This window comes from Nocardia sp. NPDC058058 (assembly GCF_042885355.1).
Classification (GTDB): domain Bacteria; phylum Actinomycetota; class Actinomycetes; order Mycobacteriales; family Mycobacteriaceae; genus Nocardia.
In genome coordinates this window covers 1067042-1089439 of sequence record NZ_JBHVSA010000003.1, presented here as the reverse complement: position 1 = coordinate 1089439, position 22398 = coordinate 1067042, and the positions used below count along the sequence as shown (strand labels likewise).

Below are 22398 nucleotides of genomic sequence, written 5' to 3'. Positions count from 1 at the left end.
GCCGTCCCCTTGTGCGTGAATCTATTTGCCGCTCATCGCCGAATCGATGCCGCCGACATCGGTGATCTTCCAGCCCGCGTTCTTGTCGATGGTGACGGTGTAGGTCGCGGTCGACTGGACGCCCGCGGGTGCCTGGGTGTTCTTGGTCATGACGCTGACAAAGCAGGTCACGACGTAAATACCGCTCTGCTCCGAGCGGATCGACGCGGTGATTGGGGTGGGCGTCGAAACCCACTGCAACGGCACGATGATCTGTTCCATCGAGGACGCCGCCTGTTTGAGCTTGTTCGCCAGCTGCGGTGACGTATTCGCGGTCAGCCGCTGCGACCACGACCCGAGATCCTTGAAATCCATCTGGGCGGCGCCCACCGAATAGTCGCTCGCCACCTGCTCGGCGTGCTTGCCGTCATCGGCTGTCGAATGCAGCGCGGCAACCTGCGCGCGCGCCGCATCGCGCTCGCTCCCCCGCTGGAGTGCCAGCCAGCCCAGTGTGGCGGCGGCGAGCAGCAATACGGCTACCACGCCGAGCAGCACCATGGTGCTGAGCTGAATCGACACCGTGCCGCCGGTCGTCAGTTGCCGCATTCGGTGCGCGGGACCGCGGCCGACCTCGGACTTGCCGGACGCCTCGGAACCGGCGACGTCCCCCTCGCTCGCTTCGTCCTGGTTCTCGGGACGTTCGATCTCCGCCGTCGCCGCCTGTTTCGACATCGTCCACCCTCCATCGGTCACCAGTCGACCGAAGGTCGAAAACTGACAACACTGCATGTCATTTAGTGTGCCCAAGCTAACAGCCAGACCTCGGGTTGACTAGGGGAAGTCTCGATATTGCATGTTTTTGCAGGAAGCGCGGGTTCCATAGCCGCGCTACTAGTTGACGACCGTTCCCCGAAGCCATTAAATGACAATCGCTGCTGTCATATTTGAGATCAAGAAGGCTGGAACAGATGAGCGAACCTGTCGGCGAGTTGACTCGCCTGCTCGCGGACGACACCGGAGTGGTCACCGGCCTCACCCCCGAACAGGCCGAGATGCTGCTCACATCGCTTCGGCGTCAACGGGATTCACAACACCGCGAAACCATGGCGGCCATCGATCAAGCACTGGGAATCCTGCCCCGCCTCATCCGTATCCCGGCGAAGAAGATCCTGTTCGGTTAGGACGCAACACAATGCACACTCTGATCACCGAGGTCCAGCTACAGCTGCTCGCGCACACCCTGGGCATCGCTCCGGAGGAGATCAGTACCTTCGAGAACCTGGGAGCCGAGAAGATCCAGGCGCTGCGGGAACTCGTGTCCGGCTATCTGTTCGATGAACTCGCACCGATCTTCGGCCGCGTCGCGAAGCTCGCACCGCTCGTTCCCGACGCATTGGTCACCAAAGTCGCGGAACTGGCGGTGCCACCCATGGTCGCCGGGCGGGCGGCAGGAGCACTCGGTATCGCGCACCCCCATCGAATCAATGCGATTCTGCGCAGGCTGAGCCCGGGCTACATGGCCGACTCCGCCCCGTCCATCGACCCCCGGGTCATACCGCGCATATCTGCCGGCTTGGAAATTCCACTCCTGATCCCCGCGGCGCGAATTCTGCTGACACGCAAGGACTTCGCAACCGTGACCCTGCTACTCGGCAGCGTCGACAACGACCAACTGTTCACCGAACTGATCGAGGCGCTCAGCACGGACGGCGAGCACCTCGGCACAATCCTCGAGGCGCTGGGTTACGCCACCTCCGACAGCTGGCTCAACGAGACCCTCCGCCGACTCCGCCGCCCGCTCCTGCACGAACTCTTTACCCCGGCGGCCGAATCCGAAACCCTCGCGGCGCTGTCGGTGATCGCCCGCCTCGACACCGACCTGCGGACCGAGGTCGCCGACCGTCTCTTCGACAGCCTCGACACCGAGGGACAGCGAACTCTGGCCGACACCGGCCTTACCCGCGGCGCTCATTCCGAACTCCGATCGTTCGCCGACGCACTCGACGGACACCGCCGCGAAGAATTCGAGTCCGTCACCGCGGCCATCGAAGGAACCATCCGAATTCACCGCACCGGCGTACCGAAAGGGCAACCGCCGCAGCACATGCCGACGAACCGGGATTGAATACCGTGCTGCCACGCGGCGGTGACGACGGCGTCGTGCACAGCGTGACGTGCCCACCGTCCGCGCTATTCGCAGACCCCTTCCGACTCAGCGGATTCCGCCGTGGCCGGTGACCAAATTCCCATCTCGCGCTGTGCGCCGCTGTGGTCGGCGGGTGGTGTCGAGCAGGCGCACGATGCGCAGGGCGAGATAGAGTTCGGCGGCTGCCTTCGGGTCTGAGCAGCTGCGCCCGGTGAGTGCCTCGATGCGATGCAGCCGATGGTGAATCGTGTTGCGGTGGTAGTGCAGCCGGGCCGCAACCGCCGAACTCGAACCCGCGCATTCGAACCACAGGTGCAGGGTATCGAGCAGCGTGTCACGGTCGGTGGGGTCGGGCAGTGCGAGCACGGGGCCGAGAATCGCGTGTGCGAGTTCGAGTCCGGGCTCGGGGGCGCGGGCGACCAGCAACGCGATCTCCGCGGGGTTGTACGAGGTGACCGAGACGGACGGTCTTGTACAGGGTCCGAATGTGAGCACTGTCCGAGTTACCCAATTTGGAGAGCGAAAACCATGCGCGGAATCGCATACATGAGCAAAACCCTTGCCGGTGAACGGCGTTCCGAGATCGAACACCAGATTTGGGACACCGCAACACGATTCGGCATTGAGTTGACGATGATTGCCTACGTTGAAGCACCATCGATTGACCCGGTTGAACGTCTGGAAACCCTTGTGCGGACCGATGACCCCTCGTATGTGCTGGTGCCCGACCTGGCGCACCTCGGCGACCTGGATCCCGTCGAGATCGACGGCTGCCCAGAGGTCTATCTGCTCGCCGAAAAACGCCTGTACACGATCTACCTCGAAAACGAGGCACAACCCGAGGGCACTCCGAGGATCATCGAACCCTGGACCGGACCTGGCGAACGATGACGTATCCGCCCGATAGTTCGCCAGCACCATCAGCACTACGGGTGGGCACTGATCATCCGGCCGCCGTCCGGGGCGGTCGCCGAGGGTGCGGTGCGGGGCCAGGTCCAGGCGGATCGCAGGATGAGGGCGAGAAGGATCAGTTCCAGGACGACGCCGAGGCCGTAGAAGTACAGCCATGACGCGCCCGCCAAGTTGAATACGGTGACGGGGATGTAGAGCGACGCCACGATGAGGTTCGCGATGCGGGTCATCGTGGCGGGCAGCGTCATCGACAGCAGAATCATGAAGATCGGGACGGCCATGAGGGTGAGTGCCGTGGTTGAAAAAGTTTGGGAGAGAGCGAATTCGAAGACCTTGCCGTTGAGGATGTCCTGGACGGCGCCGGGTGTGAAGAAGTTGAGAATGTCGACGTATGCGTACAGGAACATGAAGCTCGTCCACGCTGCGGCGAGCTTGGCTCGCAGCGGGATCGGCTGATCTGTCAGTGGGGTGCTGCTTCGAGGTGTGCTCATCATGGGCTCCGTTGTGTTGCGGATCGTTTGGTCCACGATCGCTGAGCACGGCGCTGGGCACACCCGCCCGGAGGCCGGAGTTCACCTGGCCGATGGCATGATCCGTTTCTCGTTCTTTCGGCTGGTACGCCCGGGTGCGCCGATCTCTAAGCTGGAGCTGTGATCACTGTCCGGCGCTCCATATGGCATGGGCCGCGGCCTGCTGATGCCCCACCCATCGGTCGTCGCGACTGGCTGCTGGTGGGTGTGTTCGCGGTGGCGGTCGCGGTCGAGAGCATCGTTCGGCCGGGGTTGGCCTGGCGGCCCCTGGTGGCGTTGCTCGGCCTGGCGCTTGTACCCGCTCTGCTCTGGCGGCGAGGCCGGCCCCTGATTGCCGCTCTGGTCGGGTGGAGTGTCGCAGGACTGCTTTCGATCCTCCAATTGACCACGCACGGTGGGGATCTCGGCCTCTACTCCATGATGGCTATCCTGATCCTGCTCTACTCCCTGGTGCGGTGGGGCTCGGGACGAGAGATAGTTGCGGGGATTGTGTTCGTGGCAGTTGTCGTCGCACTGGGGATGTACGCCTCTTCCGCGGGTGGGGCCGACATTTTCGGTGGAAGCGTCCTCGTACTGCTGATCGTCGCGCTCGCGACGGTGTTCCGTTACCGCGCGGACCTCTGGCATCGTCAGCGGCGCGAGATCCGCAATCAGGAGCGGGTGGCGCTGGCGCGCGAACTGCACGACACTGTCGCGCACCATGTCTCGGCCATCGCGGTGCAGGCTCAGGCCGGTCGCGTGGTCGCCGGCGTCCAGCCGGAGAAGGCTGTCGAGGTACTCGCCGTGATCGAAGCTGAAGCGTCGAGGACCCTGGCGGAGATGCGATCCATGGTGCGGGTGCTGCGCGAGGAGGAAGCCGTCGCCTACTCACCGCAGCGGGGTGTCGCGGACTTACCCACACTGGCACGCACCGATACGACGCTCAATGTCGAAGTCTCACTAGGTGATTCGCTGACCCGACTGGCACGACCCGTGGACGCCGCGCTCTACCGGCTCGCGCAAGAGTCGCTAACCAACGCCGTACGGCATGCCCGGAACGCAACCCGCATCGGGATCGACGTCCGCCGGGAGGGTGACGCCGTCAGGCTGCGCGTCAGCGACGATGGACAGACCGAGCCGGGGCCGGTCCCGTCGCCCGGGTTCGGTCTGCTGGGCATGGCCGAACGCGCCCAACTCCTCGGCGGATCGCTCACCGCGGGGCCGGGGCCCGAGGGTGGTTGGGTCGTCGAAGCGGTACTGCCGGTGCGGGCATGAGTATCCGTGTGGTCGTAGCCGACGACCAAGACCTGATCCGGACCGGACTGGTGATGATCCTCGGCGCTCAACCCGACATCGAAGTCGTAGGTGAGGCAGCCGACGGGCTCGCAACGCTTGACCTTGCGACCCGGCTGCGTCCCGATGTCCTCCTCGTCGACATCCGAATGCCCGAGCTCGACGGCATCGAGGTGACTCGACGCCTGGCCGGACCGGGCGTAACGGACCCGATGGCCGTTGTCGTGATCACCACCTTCGACCTGGACGAATACGTGCTCGGCGCACTACGCGTCGGCGCCCGCGGCTTCCTACTCAAAGACGCCGGACCGGAACTCCTCGTGCAGGCCATCCACGCGGCGGCCAACGGGGACGCATTGATCGCCCCCAACGTCACCCGCCGACTACTGGAGACCTTCGCCAACCAAGCACCGCTGGTACCGCTTCAGCCCACCGACCCGCTCACCGAGCGGGAAGAAGAGGTGCTCGCACTGGTGGCACGAGGCCGGACCAACGCCGAAATCGCCACCGAACTCTTCATCAGCCTGAGCACGGCTAAGACCCACGTCGCATCGTTGCTGACCAAGCTCGGCGCCCGCAACCGCGTCGAGATCGCGATGTGGGCATACGACACCCGCCGCATGAGAACCGATTGAACCGTCACGGGTTCGGGATGGACCTCTCCCTGCATCATCAGAACGACCCTGCCCAGCATGTCGGCGGTTCATGCCACCACCGTGTTTGATTGTCGAGCGCCGCAACGAGCGAAAACCCTTCCCACACATCGATTTCCCGAGCGACGAACCCGAGCTGGTCGCAGTAAGTGGCTTTGGAAAGGTTGCGTGCCTCGTATGTCAGCGTTGTTCGACAACGGTTGGCAGTGGGGACGTAGTCCCTGTGGCAGTGCGGGAGAAACAGGGCGAGGTTCCGCCGAGGATGAGAACGTCGGGGCCGACCCCGTCGTCGGTCGCGTTGCCGTGGCGGACAATCAGTTGATAGCCATCGGAGGTGGCGGCAATCGACTGCACTGCGAGTTCTGTCTCGGTGACGTTCCATCCTTGGCTGGCCCAGTACTTCCGTACGTCGGTGAAGTATTGGTCTGCCTGCCCGGACGCGATTCCCGATACGTAATACACGACCTGTGCCTTCACCGGCCCGGTCGTATCGTTCAGATCGCCGTCGCACGGGGCTGTGGCCATCGGCTGTACCAACTGATCGGCGGAACGGCCTTCGACCAGTCTTTCTGGAGCGAGAGTGAGACGGACCCCTCGGGGCAATGCGTTCAGCGTCGCCATCATGTAGGACTCGATTCGTTGACGCGCATTGGCCTGCGTCAAAGTCGGCGGCGCCGATTCATCAGCGTTCGAGGTGCAACCCACTGTGAGCGCCGTGATGACCACCGCTGTCAGAGCGGCCGCCAAGCGGCCGCGTCGAGTCGGGCGGACTCCGACACTACTGGCCGGGTTGAGGGATGACCGGGACAATGGCTCCCATCCTTTCCAGTTGTTGTACCTGATCGATCGAGATGTCGGCCCACTCCGACGGCTGTCCGACGATCATCGTGCCCATGCCGTACATGAGCGTGCGGACCTGGAACACCGGTTCGTAAGTGACAGCCAGCGTGGGGTTGCCGTTGAGATCCATCGATGACAACACGATGGGTTTGAGGCCCACGATCCGTAACTGGACCTTCTTGGTGATGTCGATGGCGAGAGAGTTGTTCTCGGCATTGGGCCCCTTACCACCGGTGGGGATGGAGATTCCGGTCTGGCCGGTAATGGGATCCGGTTTCAACACGTTGCCAGACCACGGGCCTGTAGCTGCCTCGACGGTTTCGGGATCGAGAGGAATCGTAGCGGCGAAGCCGCTGAATGGACCGCGACCCGGCGAGTAGACACCCGGGATTCCCGGGTTGTCATTGAAGTTGCGCGTCGACCAACCCAGCGGCGCAAACACCCCTGGATACAACCGGGTGATACTGAATCGGGAGGTCAACACCGGTACGCCGGGGGGAGGAGGCGTTACTGGCGGAGCCATCCCCGGAAGCGGGTCATATACCGAGGGCGGAGGTACCGCTGGTATGTCATCTTTGACAAGCGACACACCAGGCATGTTCGAGGACAGTCCGAAGCGAGATCGCCGCAGCACTGGCGCGAGGAACGCAGCGACGCCCGCAAGCAACAGCCACGGGATTCGCTCATCGCCACCATCGGATATGGGCGCTGACGACACGGGAACATCCTGGTTCACTGGTACCGGCGCTGTCGTCGCGGGCACCGGAGTTTGAGCCGGGCCAGGTACCGCATCGGGCGCGGGACCATCGTTGGGTGGCGGGGCCGCCGGAATCGTCTCCGGTACAGGCGATATCGGCAACTGCTGCGGTGCGACCGGTGCCGAGGGTTGGTTGCCGGGCAGGGTCGGGGATTCCGCGCCCGGGACCGGCACGATCGGTGTGCCGTTGCCAGGCTCGATGGGCGGCGGGGTGAGCGCGCCCGCGCCGACCCCGCCGCCACCACCGGGTTGGGACGGTATACCCGGGGCTTGCGAGGGCAGCGGGGGCGGGGTGGACACCGTCGGTGGGCCGCCCGGCGGCGGTTGTGGGGTATCGATGCACGGCCAGCCGGGGTGCATGGCCTGCCACTGCGCACATGGCACATACCCCTGCGCGGAGGCGGACGGCGCGCCCGCGAGAGCCGTATAGCCGATACCGAGTCCTGTGGCGGCTGCGGCCAGCGCGAGCACCGCGAGGCGGGCTCGCATCAGCGGCCCCGCAGGTTCTTGACCTGCTCTCGCAGGGTGTCGATACCCCACCAGGTGAGTCGCCCGGCGACGGACATGTAGAGGAAGAAGACCAGATAGACCACAACCGCGCCGTAGTTGTCGGCCCAGCCGGGGATCCGGTCCATCTTCGCGAACGCCACGATCAGCAGGGTCAGTCCTAGTGCGAGACCACCGAGAGCGACGACGGCCTGGCTCGGTGGTTCCGGTGCCGATCCTGCGCGATGTGACGCGGCTGCCTCGACGGCGGGAGTTGTCTCGTTCATCAGCGGTACTGCCTTCCTGAGCTTGGGCTGCTGGCAATTGGCGCTAAAGACTTGGGGCACTGCATTTTTCACAGCCAGATGGGGTCGCCGTAGACGGTCACCGAGTTATCGGCGGTCGGAGTCGAGATGCGGACCGTCGCGTAGGAGCGCAGGGTCACCGGTCCCATGCAGGCGTCGATCTTGACTTCGACCTGGTCGGCAGTGATCGACGCACGGTTGGTGGCCAGAGGTTTGGTGCCGAAGTCGATGGTGGCGATCGAGCCGGGTCGCAGGGTGGTGGAGATGTTGGGGTTGACCGCGGCTTGGCCGCCGATCGTGGCACCTGGGAATTGGGAGATGGTGACCGAGGCGTTGGGGCCGATGGAGAAGCCCATTCCTAGGGTCAGGCCGCTGGAGACGTCCACTTGGCAGCCGATTTGATATCCCAGGGTGAGGCTGCCGGCCGAGACGGGTTGGCGGCCAGTGCCGTTCACTTCGGCCACGGCCTTCAGTGCGACGAATCCTTCGCGGGTGAACATGGTCGAGGCCAGGTTCGGATACCGGTCGAGGTTCTCGGCGGTCTTGGTGATCGAGAGCTGCCAGCCGTCGTCGGTGTCGACGACGCGGTTCTTGTCCGGCACGGTGTCGGCGCCGGCGATGCCCACACCCGATGTGAGCGTGCCCGCGGCGACGGAGGCGAACAACGCGGTGGTGAATATGGTGCGTGCGGTGACCATGTCCTCGCCTGCCCCCTTCTCGGTGAGACCCGCCCGAACCCGGCGGCGTTGCACGGGTTCGGAGCGGGGGTCGATGAGTCGGCGGTGAGCGGACGAACTTTTCTGCTCGTCCCCGCGTCGACTCGGCAACTACACCTGGAACCCCTTTGGAAACGGAACCCCGACCGCTGTCACACCACGATGTAAACCCGCTGTCATACCGAGGTTTACACAGGTCAGGAATCAGACTCTCGTCTGGAATCGGCCTGAATGACCCACGACACAGTGACACTGCGGGGCCTGGAGTTCATTTCCGTGAACCACCACGATCAAGGCCGAGAAGCATTGCCTGCACATCTTCAGCTACTTCGCGGGAACATCCAGAGTTGAGCCTGCGTGCCATCGGCGACCACGTACAGCTCAGCCACGCCGCCCTGCGACTCTGGGCCTCTTACGCCCACGTGCACCCGCCGTGATCCGGGGGCACCTTCAGGAGGCGGTCCAATAGTCCATCGCGCCCTGTAGCACGGTTCGGAACAGTGCGAAGTCGACCGGTTTGTAGATGTAGCTGTCGGCGCCGGCGGAATAGCAGCGGTCGATGTCTTCGGCGGTGGTTGAGGAGGTGAAGACCACCACGGTGAGGTCGGTCAGGTCGGCGTCGGCCCGAATCTGTTGCAGCACACTCAATCCGCTGATGCCGGGCATGTTGAGGTCGAGGAATACCAGTCTCGGGCGGGGCAGAGTTTGGTCCCGCAGGCGGGTCAGTGCGGATCCGCCGTCGGTGACGAATTCCAGGCGTAGGTGGGGATGGGAGGCGTGCAGGGCGCGTTCGATGGCTTCGCGGTCCTCGTCACTGTCTTCCACGAGCAGCACGGGGTGCTCGATCAGCTGATCAGTTCGGTCCATGCCGAGGCTCCGTTCTTCGCCGCTTCCGGTCCGGCCGGTGTGATGTCCAGGCGTGTCCACGCGGCGTCGCCGCAGACGCGCAGATGTATCGTGTCTATCCCCGCGGCCAGCGATTCCCGCAACCGATCCTCGAATTCCCTTGGTAGCGAGGGATTCTCCGCGCCGGTTCGCAGCGCGGCGACCGACTCGACCGCGATGGCGAGCGCGTCGGACGTCGCGACGCGGGCGTCGAAGGCGACCCGCCCGAGGTAACGCAGGATCAGAACGGCCGCATCGTCGTGCACGCGGAATCGGCCGACCCCGTCGGTCAGGGCCGTGGCCAGTTCGCCGGGTGGCAGTGCGCGCAGACCGGTCAGCGTCGCGGCGAGTTCGGGTTCGAAGAACCGCCGGGCGTCGTCGCGCGCCTCGGACAGACCATCGGTGTAGAGCAGGACACTGTCTCCTGGCAGCAACCGGACCGTGGTGGGTTTGAGGGAGAGCTCGGGCAGATACCCGACGAGTTTGCCGGAGCAGTCGGCCTCCTCGACCGTCCCGTCCCGCCGGAGCACCATCGGCCGGGGATGGCCCGCGGCGAAAAGCTCTGCGCGGCACTCGTTTCCGCCGTTCGAATCGCCGCTCAGGCTCGCCACCGCCATGGTGAGGAAGCGGGAGATCTTCTCGTGCACCATCTTCGCGTTGAGCGCGTGCAGTGCTTGCGGGACGGTGTGCCCCTCGGTGAGCAGGGTCTCCACCGTGTGCCGAGCCAGTCCGGTCAAGGCTGCCGCAGCCGCGCCACGGCCGCACACGTCACCGATCAGTGCGTGCAGGCGGGCGTCGGGCGCGAGGACCGCGCCGTAGAAGTCACCGCCGACCTCCAACGTGTCCTCCGCGACCCGATAGGACGACGCGATGTCGATTCCGTCGACGCCGGGCAGGGTCGCGGGAAGCAGATGCTGTTGCAGCAGCAGCATGTCGCGGCGCTGCCGATCGTGCAGCGCGGCATTGTCGACGGCCAGGGCCGCCCGCCCGGCGAGGTTGTGCAGGAACTCCACCGGCACGGTCCGAGCCGAGCCCTGTCGATGGAACACGCTCAGCAGGCCCACCTCGCGGCCGTGCGCGCGCAGCACCATCGTGGCCATGGTGTCCAGGTTGGCGTCCGAGGGGAGATCGGCGGGCCGGGGCAGCGCCGAGTCCGGTACACCGGCCTCCCGCCCGTGCGTCGAAACGCTTCCCGCCCAACGACCTTCACGCAGATACTCCGCCAGCCGAGCTTCTCGGCGGGCATCGACGTGCGCCACCGCGACCGGCACCATGCGGCCGTTGCGCTCGATGTGCACCGCCGCGCCATCGGCGATGGCGGGCACCACCATGCGCACGATGGCACGCAGTGTGTCATCGATGTCGAGCGATGAGCTCATCCGCAGTGACGCCTCGGCCAGGATCGCGTCCTGCACCTGACGCGAGACCTGCTTTCCGCGTTCGGCCCGCCCACTATCGGCCGCCGCGGCGATATCGCGCACCTGTCGCACCGCGCTGACGACTCCGGACCCGATGGGTGCGGCGGTGATCACCCCGATCACCGCGTCAGCGCCATCGGCCCGGCGGTAGGCGGCGAGCACGGCGTAATCGGCTGCGCCCGTGGCGAATCGGTCACCGTCGTGCCCCACCATGAGATCCCGCAACCGGTCCGGAGGCAGTTCGACGAGTTCGTTGTCTGCGGCCGCGTCGAGCAGTCGCGCGGCCGATTCCGCAGCGAGCCTGTGTGTTCCGTCACCATCGACCCACAGCTGAGCCATGGCGTCCGGGCCGCCGACGATGAAGGCCGACGCCACCTCCGGCCGATCCCGCAGGCCGGTCAGCATTTCCGCGGTCGGGTCCGCGAACTCGGACAGCGCCGACCACCACTGGTGCAGTCGAGCCGACCACGGCAGCTGTTGCATACGACCTCGCGCTCCCTTCCGGGAGTCGGGGACACCCGGCTCCTACTGTAGGGTCCGCGACGAGATCGTGATCGTGCGGCTTGCGTCCCGGGCCGCCTGCGCCGGGAGGTATGCCTGTGGATCGTCCACCTGTGGACCGGGCTCTCGGCGACGACGCCGGGTGGCTGCCCGAGGAACGGGTGCGGCTGGCCGAGGCGGCGGTCGGGCCGAGTTTCGATCTGTCGATATGCCTGAACGAGCCGATCCACCAGCTCGGCGGCATCCAGTCCTATGGCGCTCTGCTCGCGGTGGACGACACCGGTGTCGTCACCGTCGCCAGCGCCAATTGCGGCGCGGTGCTTGGTGTTTCGCACGACGAGCTGGTTGGCTCGCCGATCGAGGCGACAATCGGCACGGACGGCATGGCCGCGGTGGAGTCGACGCTGGCCGCGCCCACCGGTGACCGCGGCGTGACGGTGCTCAGCGTTGCGGGCACCGAATTCGACGTCACCGTCTACCGATCCGATCACTATCGGGTCCTGGAATTCGAACCCGCGTCCACCGGACGCCCGTTCACCTTCTCGCGCTTCTATCCGAGTCTGCGCGCCACGCTGACCCGGCTGCAGAGCGGGCAGGGCGTGCTCGACGTGTGCGCGACCGCGGTCGCCGAGATCCGAGCACTGACCGGATACGACCGGGTCGTGGCCTACCGTTTCGAAGGACGCGACGGCCCCGGCGAGGTGATCGCGGAATCGGTGTCCGATCAGCTCGACCCGTGGCTCGGGCTGTGGTTTCCGGCCACCGACATTCCTCCGCAGGCGCGAACACTCTATGAGCGCAACTGGATTCGGGTCATCGGCGACGTCGACGACGCGACCGCCGCGCTGATACCGCCGGTGCTGGCGCACACCGGGCAGCCCTTGGATCTCTCGGATTCCACCCTGCGCACGGTATCGGGCTTCCATCTCGAGTATCTGCGCAATATCGACGTGGCCTCCTCGATGTCGGTGTCACTGTTGCGCGAGGGCAGGCTGTGGGGGCTCATCGCCTGTCATGGACTGGTTCCGCGGCGACTCTCGCCCGAAATCCGCGCGGCCTGTGAGCTTTTCGGAGTCATGCTGTCGCTGCAACTGGCGGCGTTGCAGGACGCGGAGTCCGCCCTGGCCCGCCAGCGTGCCCGGCAAGCGCTGTCTCGCTTGGTCACCGCTCTCGACGCCGATATCCACGCCTCGGTCACCGGCAACGGGCGGCTGCTGGGCGAGCTCGTCGACGCAGACGCCGTGGCGCTGTACACAGACGGTGAAACGACGCTGGTGACCGGTTCGCCAGACCTGGTCACCGTCGAGGAGCTGGCCGTGCTGCGCCGGCATCTGCCTTCGCTGGACGCCGGAAGGGTGTGGAGCAGTGACTTTCTCGGTGGGGACGCGCCGGAGCTGGAGTCGCTGGCACCGGCGGTCTGCGGCGTGCTCGCACTCGGGGTGAGCGGCTCCGACGACCTCATCGTCTGGCTGCGCAGGGAACGGCACACCGCCCGCACCTGGGCCACGGATCCGGCGGCTCCGGTACGCCTGGGCCCGCACGGCGAACGACTCACCCCGCGTGGGTCTTCCGCGGTGTATCGCGCGATCGTGCGCGGACACAGTGTGCCCTGGACCACTGCGGATGTGGCCGTGGCCGAAGAATTCGGGCATGCGGTCACCGAGGTGATGGCACGCCAGAGTGCGCGCCTGGCCGCGCTCAACGCCGAGCTGAGCCGCGTCAATGATGATCTGCACACCTTCGCCCACGTCGCGGCGCACGAGCTCAAGGAACCGTTGCGCGGGATCGCGAACTCGGCGACATTCATCACCGAGGACGTCGCCGATACCCTGGACTCGGTCACGGTGCGTCGGCTCGACACCATTCGCGGACTCGCCAAACGTATGGATGAGCTGATCAACTCGCTGCTGCATTTCGCGCAGCTCGGGCGAGCAGAGCTGCATCGGGAAGAAATCGATCTGCGCCAGGCGACCGAGCGAGCCCTCGAAATCGCCGGGGCCAGGCTCGACGAGCAACGCGTCACGCTGACCCTGCCCGAGCCGGGCCTCATGCTGACGGCCGATCCGGACCGCCTCCAGGAAGTGTTGATCAACCTGCTCGTCAACGCCGCCAAGTATGCGCGCGAGGAGGAGCCGCGCGAGATCGCGGTGGGTGCGGTTACTCAGAGTTCGGGTGTCTACGCCTTTTTCGTCGCCGACAACGGCATCGGGATTCCCGGTACCGATCAGCAGGACGCGCTGCGGCTGTTCCGGCGACTGCATCCGCGCGGCACGCACGGCGGCGGGCACGGTGCGGGCTTGGCTATCGTGGACCGCATCGTCAACCGGCATGGCGGCAGGCTCTGGCTGGACTCCGCTCCGGGGGTGGGCACCACGGTGTGGTTCACCCTCGTCGCAGAGCCGGACCAGGGGTTTTCGCACCTCGATCGCCCCTAGACGGATACGGACCGTAGCCGTACGGGCCATCCGGATATGCTGAGGGGCACGGCGATTGAAGCAAACAGTCGGCGACGTTATCTCCGGCATACGGTTTAGCAGCCGGAGACCCGGGCACCCCAGCAATCGTGGGGCGGCCGCATGATTCGCGTGGCCCAGCGGGTTCGGGCCGGCGGATGATGCAGAGAGGTGTGTTTTTGTGCGATTGACGGACCAACAGCGTGGGTTCGATGTTGACGTGGTGTCGACCGGCTCCGCCGTCGTGGTGGTCGCCACCGGTGAAGTGGACCTCACCACCGCCCCGCGCCTGCACGAGGCTATCGAGCACGCCCGCGCGCAGTACACCGGAGATCTGGTGATCGATCTGTCCCGAATCGAATTCTTAGACTCCACCGGACTGAACGTCTTGCTCACGGCGGCCGGCTCCGCCAGCGCCCCGCTCCGACTCGTACCTTCCTATGCGGTACGACGCCCACTCGAAGCCACCGGACTGACAACGGTTTTCGAGCTGTACGACTCCCTGGACGACGCGATGGCCGCCGGACAGGCCTGACCCAGGTAGGCACTTTCACCGACCACGAGGACATGATGGACGACTCTGATCACGACACGCGAAGGTTCGACATCGAATTCCGTGCCGTCAACGAGGAACTACAACGAGTACGGCACGCCCTGCGAGACTGGCTGCGCGACATCATCACCGACGAGCGCCGCGCCTACGATGTGCTGCTCGCCGTCAGCGAGGCCTGCACCAACTCCGTCGAGCACGGCCATCACGGTGACGGCCGCAAGCTCCGGGTTCACGCTTTCGCCGACGACCGAGAGCTCCGCATCACCGTCATAGACGGTGGCACCTGGCGCGTGCACCGCTCCCCGCCCACGACCGCCCGCGGCCTCGGTCTCCAACTGATGCGCGCACTGGTCCCCGAGGTAAAGGTCCGCACCGGCGGCGATGGCACCGTGGTGGAATTCGCCGCACCGATACCTGCTTGAATCCGTTGCACGGCAGCAATATTCGATTCTATCGGGGTGTGAGAGTCGGGAGCGAGGAGCACAGGTCCGACACCGTGTTTCCGCAGGTCTGCACGGTGCCGTCGGGTCGGATGAGCACGGCACCGGTGCGAGATGCGCGCAGCCAGCGGTGCAGGGCAGTGCCCGGGGTGAGGCGCACCATTACAGCGCCGCGCTGCTCGACGGTCACCGAATCCGCCGGTGCCGGGTCGACGATGGTGAGGATGGCGTAGCGGCCCGAGATGAGGTCGTCGAGGCGGCGGCCGTCGGCCAGTCGTTCGTTCGGAGCCAGGCGGCCGGCCAGACCACCGCGTAGGCGTGATGCGGTGACCAGTGCGGAGCGATGCAGCGGTGGGGACTCGCCGCTGAGCAGCGTTCGGGTCAGACCGGGCACACGGTGGACACGTGGAGCGAGGACGCCGCGCAGTCGATTGCCCAGTTCGCCACCCGCGGACATCGTCAGGCCGGTGAGCTTGGCCAGTCGGATCATCAGGTGCGCGTGCGGTTTCCGCTCCCGCTCGTAGGTGTCGAGCACTGTTTCGGGCAGCTCGCCCCGCAGTACGCCCGCCAGTTTCCAGCTGAGATTGGCGGCATCGCGCATGCCCGCGCCCATGCCCTGCCCGATGAACGGCGGGGTCAGGTGGGCGGCGTCGCCGAGTAGCAGTACCCGTCCGGCACGCCAGCGGTCGGCCAGTTGCGCGCGAAAGGTGTACTCCGCCACCCGAACCAGTTCCGCACGCTCGCGGTCGGCAGCGGTCAGCCACGGTGCGAGCAGCGGCCACAGTCGTTCCAGGTCGCGGTAGTCCTCGGCGGATTCGCCCGGCCCCAACCGGAATTCCCATCGGTGGCGCGTCGCGCCGATCCGCATGTATGTCGCGGCTCGACGCGGATCGCACACCTGATGCACGCCGCCCCAGTGCCCCGGATCGGCCGTGGTCGCCAGATCGACCACGAGCCAGCGCTGCTCGAATCGCAAGTCCCGCATATGCGCGCCGATCGAGGAGCGCACGAGGCTGTTCGCACCGTCGCAACCGAGCACGTAGCGCGCACGCACCGACGCCGCCGCACCGGATGCGCGATCATCGAAATCCACTCGGACACAGTCTGTCTCCGCGGCGATCCCGGTGACCTCCACTCCCCCGCGGAGCGAAACTCCGCGGTGCAGTGCCAGATTGGCACGCAACAGTGCCTCCAGCTCCGGCTGATCGAACAGATTCGCCTCCGGGAATCCGTTGCGGTCCCCTGCCGGATCACGATCGAACTGCGCCAGCACTCGGTGCCGCGGATCCACCAGACGCAATCCCAGTGCGGGGCGCGAGATCGCGTCGAATCCCGCTCCGATACCGAGACATTCGACGATGCGGCGGACCTCGCCGTCGAGGTGGACCGCGCGCGGCTGCGGATAGACGCCTTCCCAGCGTTCGAGCACCAGCGATTCGATGCCGTACCGGGCCAGCAGCGTGGCCGCGGTGAGCCCGGACGGGCCCGCACCGACGATCACCACCGGAACCGTCGACGCGGTCATCGGACCGTACCCGTCGACGGGGCCGCATACTGGCCGGTACCCGAGGCGAGAACCTCGACCGCCGCCGAATCAACGTCGAGAATCATTGCCGCACCTCGATGTTCGAGGAGATCGCGTAGCGCCCCAAGATCGCTGCGATGCCGTCGCGGACGGCCTCGGAGTCGATCGTGACGGTGGCGGTGACCGCACCGTCCTCCACCGTGGTCGCGATGTCGGACACCCCGGTCGTCCCGGCGAGCGCGTCGAGGAGTTCGCGGCGAACCGCGTCCGCGCGCAGCCCCAACTTGTACGGTTTGCCCACATCGGTGACCGGCAGCATGTCCAGCACGGTGACCGTTTTGGGCGCGGCGGCACGCTCGTGCACCCGTTGGGCGGCCCATTGCACCAACTCGCCCTCGGCGATGTCGGCATCGGGAGTCAAGGCGACATATGCGACCGGGACCTCACCAGCGTGCACATCCGGACGACCGACCGCCCCGGCCGCACTGACCTGCGGATGGCTCAGCAGCACGTCCTCGATGCTCGCGGGATCGATGTTGTGACCACCACGAATGATGAGATCCTTTGCGCGACCGTGCAAATGGATGAACCCGTCCTGGTCGATATGGGCCAGGTCGCCGGTGCTCAGCCAGCCGTCGACGACGGTCTCGAGTGCCTCGAGGCGGTGGCCGCGGTGGTCGCGGCCGGTCACGTATCCGGCGAAGACCGTGGGGCCGCTGATGGCCAGAACACCTGTCTCCCCGGCGGGGAGTCTGTCCCACGCCTCGTCGTCAGCCGAGCGGATGACCGCGACCCGCTGATAGGGCATGCGCTGGCCCACCGCGCCGGGCCGGGGTGCGTCCGGGAAGCTGCGCGCGGTGGCGCACGTCGCCTCGGTGAGGCCGTAACCCTCCACCAGCGTGACCCCGGTGTGCTGTTGAAAATTCTCGCGGACCGCGGGCGGCAGCGGGGACGCGCCGACCATCGCGTAGCGCAAGCTGGTGATGTCGGCGTCGATCGGGCATTGGGCCAATACCGCGTACACCGTTGGCACCGCGCTCATCGCGGCAATCCGGTAGTGCGCCACGATATTCCAGAACTCCGCGTAGAGCGTGAGGTCCCTGTATCCGAGTGGACCAGCCCACACCACCGACTGGCCCCGGAACAGTGGCGCGAGCAGGGTGACCACGAGCGCGTTGACGTGGAACAGCGGCAGCGCGGCGAAGACCACCGCGTCCTGGTCGAGCATCGAGTTGGCGGCGATCATCCAGGCGTTGGCGACCTCGCCGGAGTGGCGGTGCGCCGCGAGCTTCGGCACACCGGTCGTACCGCCGGTGTGGAACAGCGCCGCCAGATCCGATGCTTTCGGCGATTCTCCGTAGTACCGGGTCGAATTCTGTTCTGCGGCAAGCATATCGAGATAGCCGATCCGGAGGCCGTCAATGCCCGGCAGGGTCGGTGGCGGCTCCGAGGCTCCCGACGGGCGCAATACCAGCAGGGCGTCCACCAGCCCGCGCGCCGCGAGTTCGCTTGCGGCGCTCCAGATATCGGGCGCGAGTTCGGGACCGGCGGCGATCAGGACCCGCGCACCCGAGCGGCGCAGCAGTTCGGCGACATGCTCGTGCGACAGGCCGCCATTGATCGGTGCGGCGATACCCGCCAGCTGTGCGGCGAGGGTGGCCGCGATGAGCTCCGCGCAGTTGGGCGCGATCAGCGCGACCGCGTCGGTGCGCCGCACACCCAGCGCGTGCAGCAGGTTCGCGTACCGGTGCACGTCGGCGAGCAACTCGGAGTAGTTGCGCCGCAACGGCTCTCGCCATCGCGTCGCATCCGGCAGCACGGTGATCGCGGTGCGCTCGGGCCACCGCGTCGCCGCGCGCACGAGCAGGGCGTAGGTCGATTCGGGCAGGCCGCGTGCCTCGAGCGGCACCGCTTCGATGGCGGCCAGATCGTCGGGACCGGCGTACCGGGGCCAGAGCGCATCCTCGGCGGAGGTCGCGAGCATTGGGTTGCCGGTCATCGGGCGTACCTCACGACGGTCCGCTGGCGGCCCAGGTCCAGGGCACCGTCATCGGTACCGATCGCGGCCTCGACCACGTCGCCGTCTTTGAGATACTTCGGATTCTTGGCCTGGCCCTGGAAGAACATCTTCCACTTGATCTTCGGCGGCAGCAGCGCGCCGATGATCTCCACCGGCTTGGGCGGGGCACTGAGCGCGGTGCCGATCGGGGTTCCGGTGAGCAGCAGATCCCCCGCGTCCATGCGCTGGAAGCGGGACAGCGCGCGCAGTGTCTCGACCGGGCGGTAGATCATGTCCGCGACCGTCATGTCCTGGCGGACTTGCCCATTGACCCACAGCCGCAACCGCAGATCCCCGAAACGCTTCAGCTCCTCGGCGTCCAGCAGCACCAGCGCCGGACCGGTCGGGGTGAAGCTCGGATACGACTTCGCTTCGTAGAACTGGGTTTTCGGCAGCTGCACATCGCGTGCCGAGACGTCGTTGGTGATCACCAGCCCCGCGACGTAGTCCGCGAGGTTCTCCGCCGACACTTCGGACCCGACAGGCATATCGCGACCGAACACCAGCCCGATCTCCACCTCGTAGTCGAGCAGCCGTACATGCGCGGGCCGGATGACATCGTCATGGGGTCCGCTGATCGATCCGGATGCCTTGCGGAAGAACGTCAACGGCACCGTCTCGGGGTCCATGCCCGAATCCTTCACGTGGGAGGCGAAATTCGTCATCTGCGCCACCACCCGGCACGGCGCGGTCACCGGTGAGATCAGCGAAAGGCTCTCCACTGCCACGGTTTCCGCGCCGGAGGTGGCCGCTGCGATCGCCGCACGGTCGGCGAGTAGTTCCCGCGTGGTCGTCGCGGGGGTATCGATGCGCGCCGCACCGGCGGGTGTGCGCACCCACCAGGCGTCGGCGGTGCGAAGAATGGATGTGCTCATGTACTGGCCACTTTCAACAGGCCGCGCAGGCGGCGGAGATCGAATTCGTTGTCCTCGCGCAGCGCCGCGGCGATCGAGCGCACTTCGCGCAGCGATTCGGCGCCGGGTGCGATGCCGAGGAAGTCCTTGGTCACGGGCGGACCCCATTGCGCCAGACCGGAAGCGCTCATCGGCGCCCAGCCCGGTTCGAGGGTGCAGTCGAACATGTCTCCGTCACTGAAGTGTTCGACCATGAACCCGTCGGGATCGCGCCAGTAGTCGAAGATCTGGCTGCCCTGGATATGGCGGCCGATCCCCCACGATCGGCGATAACCCTGTTCGCGCAGATACTCACCACCCGCGGCGAGCGCGTCCAGGTCGGCGACCTGATACGCGGAGTGCACGTATCGGTTCGACGGTCCGAGTGTCAGCGCGAGCGTGTGGTGGTCGGCCGGTACCGAACCGCGGTCGCAGCGAATGAAACTCATGACCGGGCCGCGCTCGCGCTGGCCCGGGTAATAGAGGAAGTCGCTGACGATCAGACCCAGATTCCGCAGATACCAATCGAGGGTTTCCCGGTATCGCGTCGACTGGATCACCACGTGTCCGAGCCTGCGCACGCGTGCGGGTGCGCGCGGCGGCCGCTGTGTCGCGTTGACCCGGTCCACCTCGTGCCCGAAGTTGAAGAGGTGGGGCTGCTGCGTCGGCAACGGTTCCAGTTCGTGGGTGTCGGCGACCACTCGCACGCGCAGCGCGCTGGGATCCACGAGGTCGACGGTCAGTCCGCCCAGCGATTGCGGTAGCGGCACGGCTCGCGCGCCGGCCGCGGCCGCCAGCCGCAGTAGATCGGCGGAGTCGGCCGCACGAAAGGCGGGACCGACGAAGCGCGAGCGACCACGCCGGATGAGCACACACGGCCCGCCCGGGTCGGTCCCGCGCAGCTGCAACTCCTCGGCCGTGCGCATAGCGGTTGCGAATCCGAAGGCGTGGCCGAAGGTCTCTGCCCGGTCCAGGTCGGGTTTCTCGAACTCCAGCCAGGCCAGATCCAGCACCTTGACCACGGGATTTCGGGCCCGGCCCGGATGCTCACCCGTCCGCGCTCCCTGCTCGCTGTGCAGACCGGCGTGCACATCGTGATGGCCGCTCATCGACCACTCCTTCCGATTACTGACGATATCGTCACTTACGAGTGTCGCGTCAGTCAATACCTTCTGACGATTCCGTCACTATTGATTCGAGCGGCTACGATGATGAGCCGGAACAGCAGGAAGGTGCATCGATGACCGCGAGCAACGGGTCCGGACCCAATCGTCTGGAACGCCGCAAGGCCCGCACGCGCGCCGCACTGGTCGGCGCGGCCCAATCGCTACTGGCCGAGGGCAACCTCAACGTGCCCATCCTGGAGATCACCCAGGCCGCCGACGTCGGCATGGGATCGTTCTACAACCACTTCCAGAATCGCGAGGAGCTGTTCCACGCCGCGGTGGAGGAGGCGCTCGACCGTCACGGCGCCTTGCTCGACCTGCTCTGCGAGGGCATCGAGGATCCGGCCCAGGTCTTCGCGCAGAGCTTCCGCCTCACCGGCCGCCTGCACCGCCGACACCCCACCCTCAGCAAAGTCCTGCTCAATGACGGCCTGCGCCTGACGATTTCGGATCGCGGCCTCGCCCCCCGCGCGCGGCGCGACCTCGAGGCCGCGGCGGCAGCCGGCCGCTTCGATATCCGCGACCCGGAACTGTCGATGACCATCGTCGCGGGCGCGACACTGTGCCTGGGGCGGCTACTGCACGACCACCCCGACCGCGACGACGCCGAGGCCACCGATCAGGTGGCCGAGGACCTGCTGCGCATGTTCGGCCTCCCCGCCGACGAAGCCCACGAGATCTGCCGACGCCCGCTGCCCGCCCTCGACCTGCCGCGCACTGCATCGACCGCATAGCCCACGAACCGAAAACCCCTGCGCCGGTAGTTATCCGGCCGATACTCGACGTGTCATGCCCACCTAAATGAAGAAATCGTCATCATTGACCCGATTGTTCAAGTGGCTTAGTGTGCGAGAACCTTCTGACAGGATCGAGTTCCAGTGCCGAACGACAATGCCGCGCACAGCATCGGATTCATCGATGTCCATGCCCACTACCTCACCGAGTCCTACCTCCGGCGCGCGCGGGCGGCGGGGCACGAGCTGCCCGACGGCATGCCGGCCTGGCCGACCTGGTCGGCCGAGGCGCATCTGGCGCTGATGGATCGCAGCGGAATCGCCACGGCGATGCTGTCGCTCTCCTCACCGGGAGTCCACTTCGGCGATGATCGGCAAGCCCGTGCGCTGGCCCGCGATGTCAATAAGGAAGGCGCACAAGCGGTTCGGGAGCACCCCGGCAGGTTCGGATTGTTCGCTTCACTGCCGCTGCCCGATATCGACGGGTCCCTCACCGAACTCGCCCACGCCCTCGACGTTCTGCGCGCCGACGGAGTGATCCTGATGACCAATGCACACGGCGTCTACCTCGGCGACTCCCGGCTCGAACCGGTATTCGCCGAGCTCGACCGTCGCAACACCACCGTGCTGCTGCACCCGACCTCGCCGGTGTGCTGGGAACACACCGCGCTGGGGCGACCGCGGCCGATGCTCGAATTCCTCTTCGACACCACGCGGACAGTCACCGACCTGATCTTGGCCGGGATCGTGGAACGCTATCCCCGAGTGCAATTCATCGTCCCCCACTGCGGGGCCGCCCTGCCCGTGATCGCCGACCGCATCAACGGTTTTCGACTCCTGCTGGGCGACCCCACCTCCCCCGATGTGGTCGCTCAGCTACGGTCCCTGCACTACGACACCGCCGGAACCGCGTTCCCCCGCCACCTGGAGGCACTGCTGCGGCTGGTGGACCCCAGCCAGTTGCTCTACGGCAGCGACTACCCGTGGACACCCGCACCGATCGCCGAACTGCATACCGCAGCGTTCACCGCGTTTCCCGGACCCTCGACCGCTGAGTCCTGGCTCGACCTCACCACCGCCAACGCGTCGCGGCTCTTCCCGCGACTCGCGAATCCCGAACATCTTCGCGCGGAACGGTTTTCATGAGCTCGGTCCCAGCGGGTCCGGTTGCCAAC

Annotated in this window: 23 protein-coding genes; 10 read left to right on the top strand and 13 right to left on the bottom strand. The window is 66.4% G+C overall.

The genetic code is table 11. From position 1 onward, the window contains the following. Positions 1 to 21 precede the first annotated feature (21 nt). A complete protein-coding gene (locus tag ACFVUS_RS28760) occupies positions 22 to 711 on the bottom strand; it encodes a hypothetical protein (protein ID WP_387773129.1) in 690 nt (229 codons plus the stop codon). A gap of 236 nt (positions 712 to 947) precedes the next feature. Here ACFVUS_RS28760 and ACFVUS_RS28755 point away from each other — a divergent pair, with 236 nt between their 5' ends. Then, positions 948 to 1160 carry a hypothetical protein gene (locus ACFVUS_RS28755; protein ID WP_387773126.1) on the top strand — a complete coding sequence of 71 codons (213 nt, stop codon included), beginning with the start codon at positions 948 to 950 and terminating at the stop codon, positions 1158 to 1160. A gap of 11 nt (positions 1161 to 1171) precedes the next feature. Continuing rightward, positions 1172 to 2104 carry a hypothetical protein gene (locus ACFVUS_RS28750; protein ID WP_387773123.1) on the top strand — a complete coding sequence of 311 codons (933 nt, stop codon included), beginning with the start codon at positions 1172 to 1174 and terminating at the stop codon, positions 2102 to 2104. An 87-nt stretch (positions 2105 to 2191) separates the two neighbouring features. Here ACFVUS_RS28750 and ACFVUS_RS28745 read toward each other — a convergent pair whose 3' ends face one another. Continuing rightward, positions 2192 to 2620, bottom strand: coding sequence for a PucR family transcriptional regulator (locus tag ACFVUS_RS28745; protein WP_387773120.1), 429 nt, complete (start codon positions 2618 to 2620; stop codon positions 2192 to 2194). Positions 2621 to 2671: 51 nt separating this feature from the next. Here ACFVUS_RS28745 and ACFVUS_RS28740 point away from each other — a divergent pair, with 51 nt between their 5' ends. Beyond that, positions 2672 to 3016: a hypothetical protein gene (locus ACFVUS_RS28740; protein ID WP_387773117.1), complete on the top strand. Its 345-nt coding sequence runs from the start codon at positions 2672 to 2674 to the stop codon at positions 3014 to 3016. 35 nt (positions 3017 to 3051) lie between these two features. Here the strand turns inward: ACFVUS_RS28740 and ACFVUS_RS28735 are convergent, their stop codons facing one another. Then, positions 3052 to 3528, bottom strand: a complete 477-nt coding sequence (locus ACFVUS_RS28735; RefSeq protein ID WP_387773114.1) for a DUF6326 family protein — start codon at positions 3526 to 3528, stop codon at positions 3052 to 3054. A 159-nt stretch (positions 3529 to 3687) separates the two neighbouring features. On the opposite strand from ACFVUS_RS28735, the gene ACFVUS_RS28730 reads away from it, so the two are divergent. Further along, the gene (locus ACFVUS_RS28730) at positions 3688 to 4821 is read left to right on the top strand and encodes a sensor histidine kinase (RefSeq protein WP_387773111.1); all 1134 of its coding nucleotides are present in this window, start codon (positions 3688 to 3690) and stop codon (positions 4819 to 4821) included. Further along, the gene (locus ACFVUS_RS28725) at positions 4818 to 5474 is read left to right on the top strand and encodes a response regulator (RefSeq protein ID WP_387773108.1); all 657 of its coding nucleotides are present in this window, start codon (positions 4818 to 4820) and stop codon (positions 5472 to 5474) included. Before ACFVUS_RS28730 ends, ACFVUS_RS28725 begins: the two co-directional genes overlap by 4 nt. Before the next feature lie 198 nt (positions 5475 to 5672). Here ACFVUS_RS28725 and ACFVUS_RS28720 read toward each other — a convergent pair whose 3' ends face one another. The 6 genes from ACFVUS_RS28720 to ACFVUS_RS28695 form a co-directional block, all read right to left on the bottom strand. Beyond that, positions 5673 to 6239, bottom strand: coding sequence for a hypothetical protein (locus ACFVUS_RS28720; protein ID WP_387773105.1), 567 nt, complete (start codon positions 6237 to 6239; stop codon positions 5673 to 5675). A 31-nt stretch (positions 6240 to 6270) separates the two neighbouring features. Then, positions 6271 to 6774, bottom strand: a complete 504-nt coding sequence (locus ACFVUS_RS28715) for a hypothetical protein (RefSeq protein ID WP_387773102.1) — start codon at positions 6772 to 6774, stop codon at positions 6271 to 6273. Positions 6775 to 7577: 803 nt separating this feature from the next. Beyond that, positions 7578 to 7862, bottom strand: a complete 285-nt coding sequence (locus ACFVUS_RS28710) for a hypothetical protein (protein WP_387773099.1) — start codon at positions 7860 to 7862, stop codon at positions 7578 to 7580. Positions 7863 to 7930: 68 nt separating this feature from the next. Continuing rightward, a complete protein-coding gene (locus ACFVUS_RS28705) occupies positions 7931 to 8578 on the bottom strand; it encodes an MspA family porin (RefSeq protein ID WP_387773096.1) in 648 nt (215 codons plus the stop codon). Between the two features lie 468 nt (positions 8579 to 9046). Beyond that, the gene (locus ACFVUS_RS28700) at positions 9047 to 9463 is read right to left on the bottom strand and encodes a response regulator (protein WP_387773093.1); all 417 of its coding nucleotides are present in this window, start codon (positions 9461 to 9463) and stop codon (positions 9047 to 9049) included. Further along, the gene (locus ACFVUS_RS28695) at positions 9442 to 11382 is read right to left on the bottom strand and encodes a PP2C family protein-serine/threonine phosphatase (protein WP_387773090.1); all 1941 of its coding nucleotides are present in this window, start codon (positions 11380 to 11382) and stop codon (positions 9442 to 9444) included. The genes ACFVUS_RS28700 and ACFVUS_RS28695 overlap by 22 nt, the downstream gene beginning before the upstream one ends. A 116-nt stretch (positions 11383 to 11498) precedes the next feature. On the opposite strand from ACFVUS_RS28695, the gene ACFVUS_RS28690 reads away from it, so the two are divergent. From ACFVUS_RS28690 to ACFVUS_RS28680, 3 genes are all read left to right on the top strand, one after another. Next, complete coding sequence (locus ACFVUS_RS28690; RefSeq protein ID WP_387773087.1) at positions 11499 to 13835, top strand: ATP-binding protein; 2337 nt, start codon at positions 11499 to 11501, stop codon at positions 13833 to 13835. A 238-nt stretch (positions 13836 to 14073) separates the two neighbouring features. Then, entirely contained in the window at positions 14074 to 14388 is a 315-nt protein-coding gene (locus ACFVUS_RS28685) for an STAS domain-containing protein (RefSeq protein ID WP_387773084.1), read from the top strand. A 35-nt stretch (positions 14389 to 14423) separates the two neighbouring features. Continuing rightward, positions 14424 to 14828 (top strand): ATP-binding protein, encoded by a 405-nt coding sequence (locus ACFVUS_RS28680; protein ID WP_387773081.1) that lies wholly within the window; start codon positions 14424 to 14426, stop codon positions 14826 to 14828. A gap of 28 nt (positions 14829 to 14856) precedes the next feature. On the opposite strand, the gene ACFVUS_RS28675 is transcribed toward ACFVUS_RS28680, so the two are convergent. The 4 genes from ACFVUS_RS28675 to ACFVUS_RS28660 form a co-directional block, all read right to left on the bottom strand. Further along, positions 14857 to 16371 carry a bifunctional 3-(3-hydroxy-phenyl)propionate/3-hydroxycinnamic acid hydroxylase gene (locus ACFVUS_RS28675; RefSeq protein ID WP_387773078.1) on the bottom strand — a complete coding sequence of 505 codons (1515 nt, stop codon included), beginning with the start codon at positions 16369 to 16371 and terminating at the stop codon, positions 14857 to 14859. An 82-nt stretch (positions 16372 to 16453) separates the two neighbouring features. Then, complete coding sequence (locus ACFVUS_RS28670) at positions 16454 to 18370, bottom strand: acyl-CoA synthetase (RefSeq protein ID WP_387773075.1); 1917 nt, start codon at positions 18368 to 18370, stop codon at positions 16454 to 16456. Further along, positions 18367 to 19305, bottom strand: a complete 939-nt coding sequence (locus ACFVUS_RS28665; protein ID WP_387773072.1) for a fumarylacetoacetate hydrolase family protein — start codon at positions 19303 to 19305, stop codon at positions 18367 to 18369. The genes ACFVUS_RS28670 and ACFVUS_RS28665 overlap by 4 nt, the downstream gene beginning before the upstream one ends. Beyond that, positions 19302 to 20432: a VOC family protein gene (locus ACFVUS_RS28660; RefSeq protein WP_387773069.1), complete on the bottom strand. Its 1131-nt coding sequence runs from the start codon at positions 20430 to 20432 to the stop codon at positions 19302 to 19304. Before ACFVUS_RS28660 ends, ACFVUS_RS28665 begins: the two co-directional genes overlap by 4 nt. Positions 20433 to 20563: 131 nt before the next feature. Between ACFVUS_RS28660 and ACFVUS_RS28655 the strand changes: the two genes are divergently transcribed. Together ACFVUS_RS28655 and ACFVUS_RS28650 are read left to right on the top strand one after the other, a co-directional pair. Further along, positions 20564 to 21223: a TetR/AcrR family transcriptional regulator gene (locus ACFVUS_RS28655; RefSeq protein ID WP_387773066.1), complete on the top strand. Its 660-nt coding sequence runs from the start codon at positions 20564 to 20566 to the stop codon at positions 21221 to 21223. Positions 21224 to 21367: 144 nt separating this feature from the next. Then, the gene (locus ACFVUS_RS28650) at positions 21368 to 22369 is read left to right on the top strand and encodes an amidohydrolase family protein (protein ID WP_387773063.1); all 1002 of its coding nucleotides are present in this window, start codon (positions 21368 to 21370) and stop codon (positions 22367 to 22369) included. Positions 22370 to 22398 lie beyond the last annotated feature (29 nt).

What these genes read in the sequence shown, in the direction of transcription:
- ACFVUS_RS28760 (WP_387773129.1), bottom strand. Translation starts at nt 711, where the DNA reads ATGTCGAAACAGGCGGCGACGGCGGAGATCGAACGTCCCGAGAACCAG.
- ACFVUS_RS28755 (WP_387773126.1), top strand. Translation starts at nt 948, where the DNA reads ATGAGCGAACCTGTCGGCGAGTTGACTCGCCTGCTCGCGGACGACACC.
- ACFVUS_RS28750 (WP_387773123.1), top strand. Translation starts at nt 1,172, where the DNA reads ATGCACACTCTGATCACCGAGGTCCAGCTACAGCTGCTCGCGCACACC.
- ACFVUS_RS28740 (WP_387773117.1), top strand. Translation starts at nt 2,672, where the DNA reads ATGAGCAAAACCCTTGCCGGTGAACGGCGTTCCGAGATCGAACACCAG.
- ACFVUS_RS28735 (WP_387773114.1), bottom strand. Translation starts at nt 3,528, where the DNA reads ATGAGCACACCTCGAAGCAGCACCCCACTGACAGATCAGCCGATCCCG.
- ACFVUS_RS28725 (WP_387773108.1), top strand. Translation starts at nt 4,818, where the DNA reads ATGAGTATCCGTGTGGTCGTAGCCGACGACCAAGACCTGATCCGGACC.
- ACFVUS_RS28710 (WP_387773099.1), bottom strand. Translation starts at nt 7,862, where the DNA reads ATGAACGAGACAACTCCCGCCGTCGAGGCAGCCGCGTCACATCGCGCA.
- ACFVUS_RS28705 (WP_387773096.1), bottom strand. Translation starts at nt 8,578, where the DNA reads ATGGTCACCGCACGCACCATATTCACCACCGCGTTGTTCGCCTCCGTC.
- ACFVUS_RS28700 (WP_387773093.1), bottom strand. Translation starts at nt 9,463, where the DNA reads ATGGACCGAACTGATCAGCTGATCGAGCACCCCGTGCTGCTCGTGGAA.
- ACFVUS_RS28695 (WP_387773090.1), bottom strand. Translation starts at nt 11,382, where the DNA reads ATGCAACAGCTGCCGTGGTCGGCTCGACTGCACCAGTGGTGGTCGGCG.
- ACFVUS_RS28680 (WP_387773081.1), top strand. Translation starts at nt 14,424, where the DNA reads ATGGACGACTCTGATCACGACACGCGAAGGTTCGACATCGAATTCCGT.
- ACFVUS_RS28675 (WP_387773078.1), bottom strand. Translation starts at nt 16,371, where the DNA reads ATGACCGCGTCGACGGTTCCGGTGGTGATCGTCGGTGCGGGCCCGTCC.
- ACFVUS_RS28670 (WP_387773075.1), bottom strand. Translation starts at nt 18,370, where the DNA reads ATGACCGGCAACCCAATGCTCGCGACCTCCGCCGAGGATGCGCTCTGG.
- ACFVUS_RS28665 (WP_387773072.1), bottom strand. Translation starts at nt 19,305, where the DNA reads ATGAGCACATCCATTCTTCGCACCGCCGACGCCTGGTGGGTGCGCACA.
- ACFVUS_RS28660 (WP_387773069.1), bottom strand. Translation starts at nt 20,432, where the DNA reads ATGAGCGGCCATCACGATGTGCACGCCGGTCTGCACAGCGAGCAGGGA.
- ACFVUS_RS28655 (WP_387773066.1), top strand. Translation starts at nt 20,564, where the DNA reads ATGACCGCGAGCAACGGGTCCGGACCCAATCGTCTGGAACGCCGCAAG.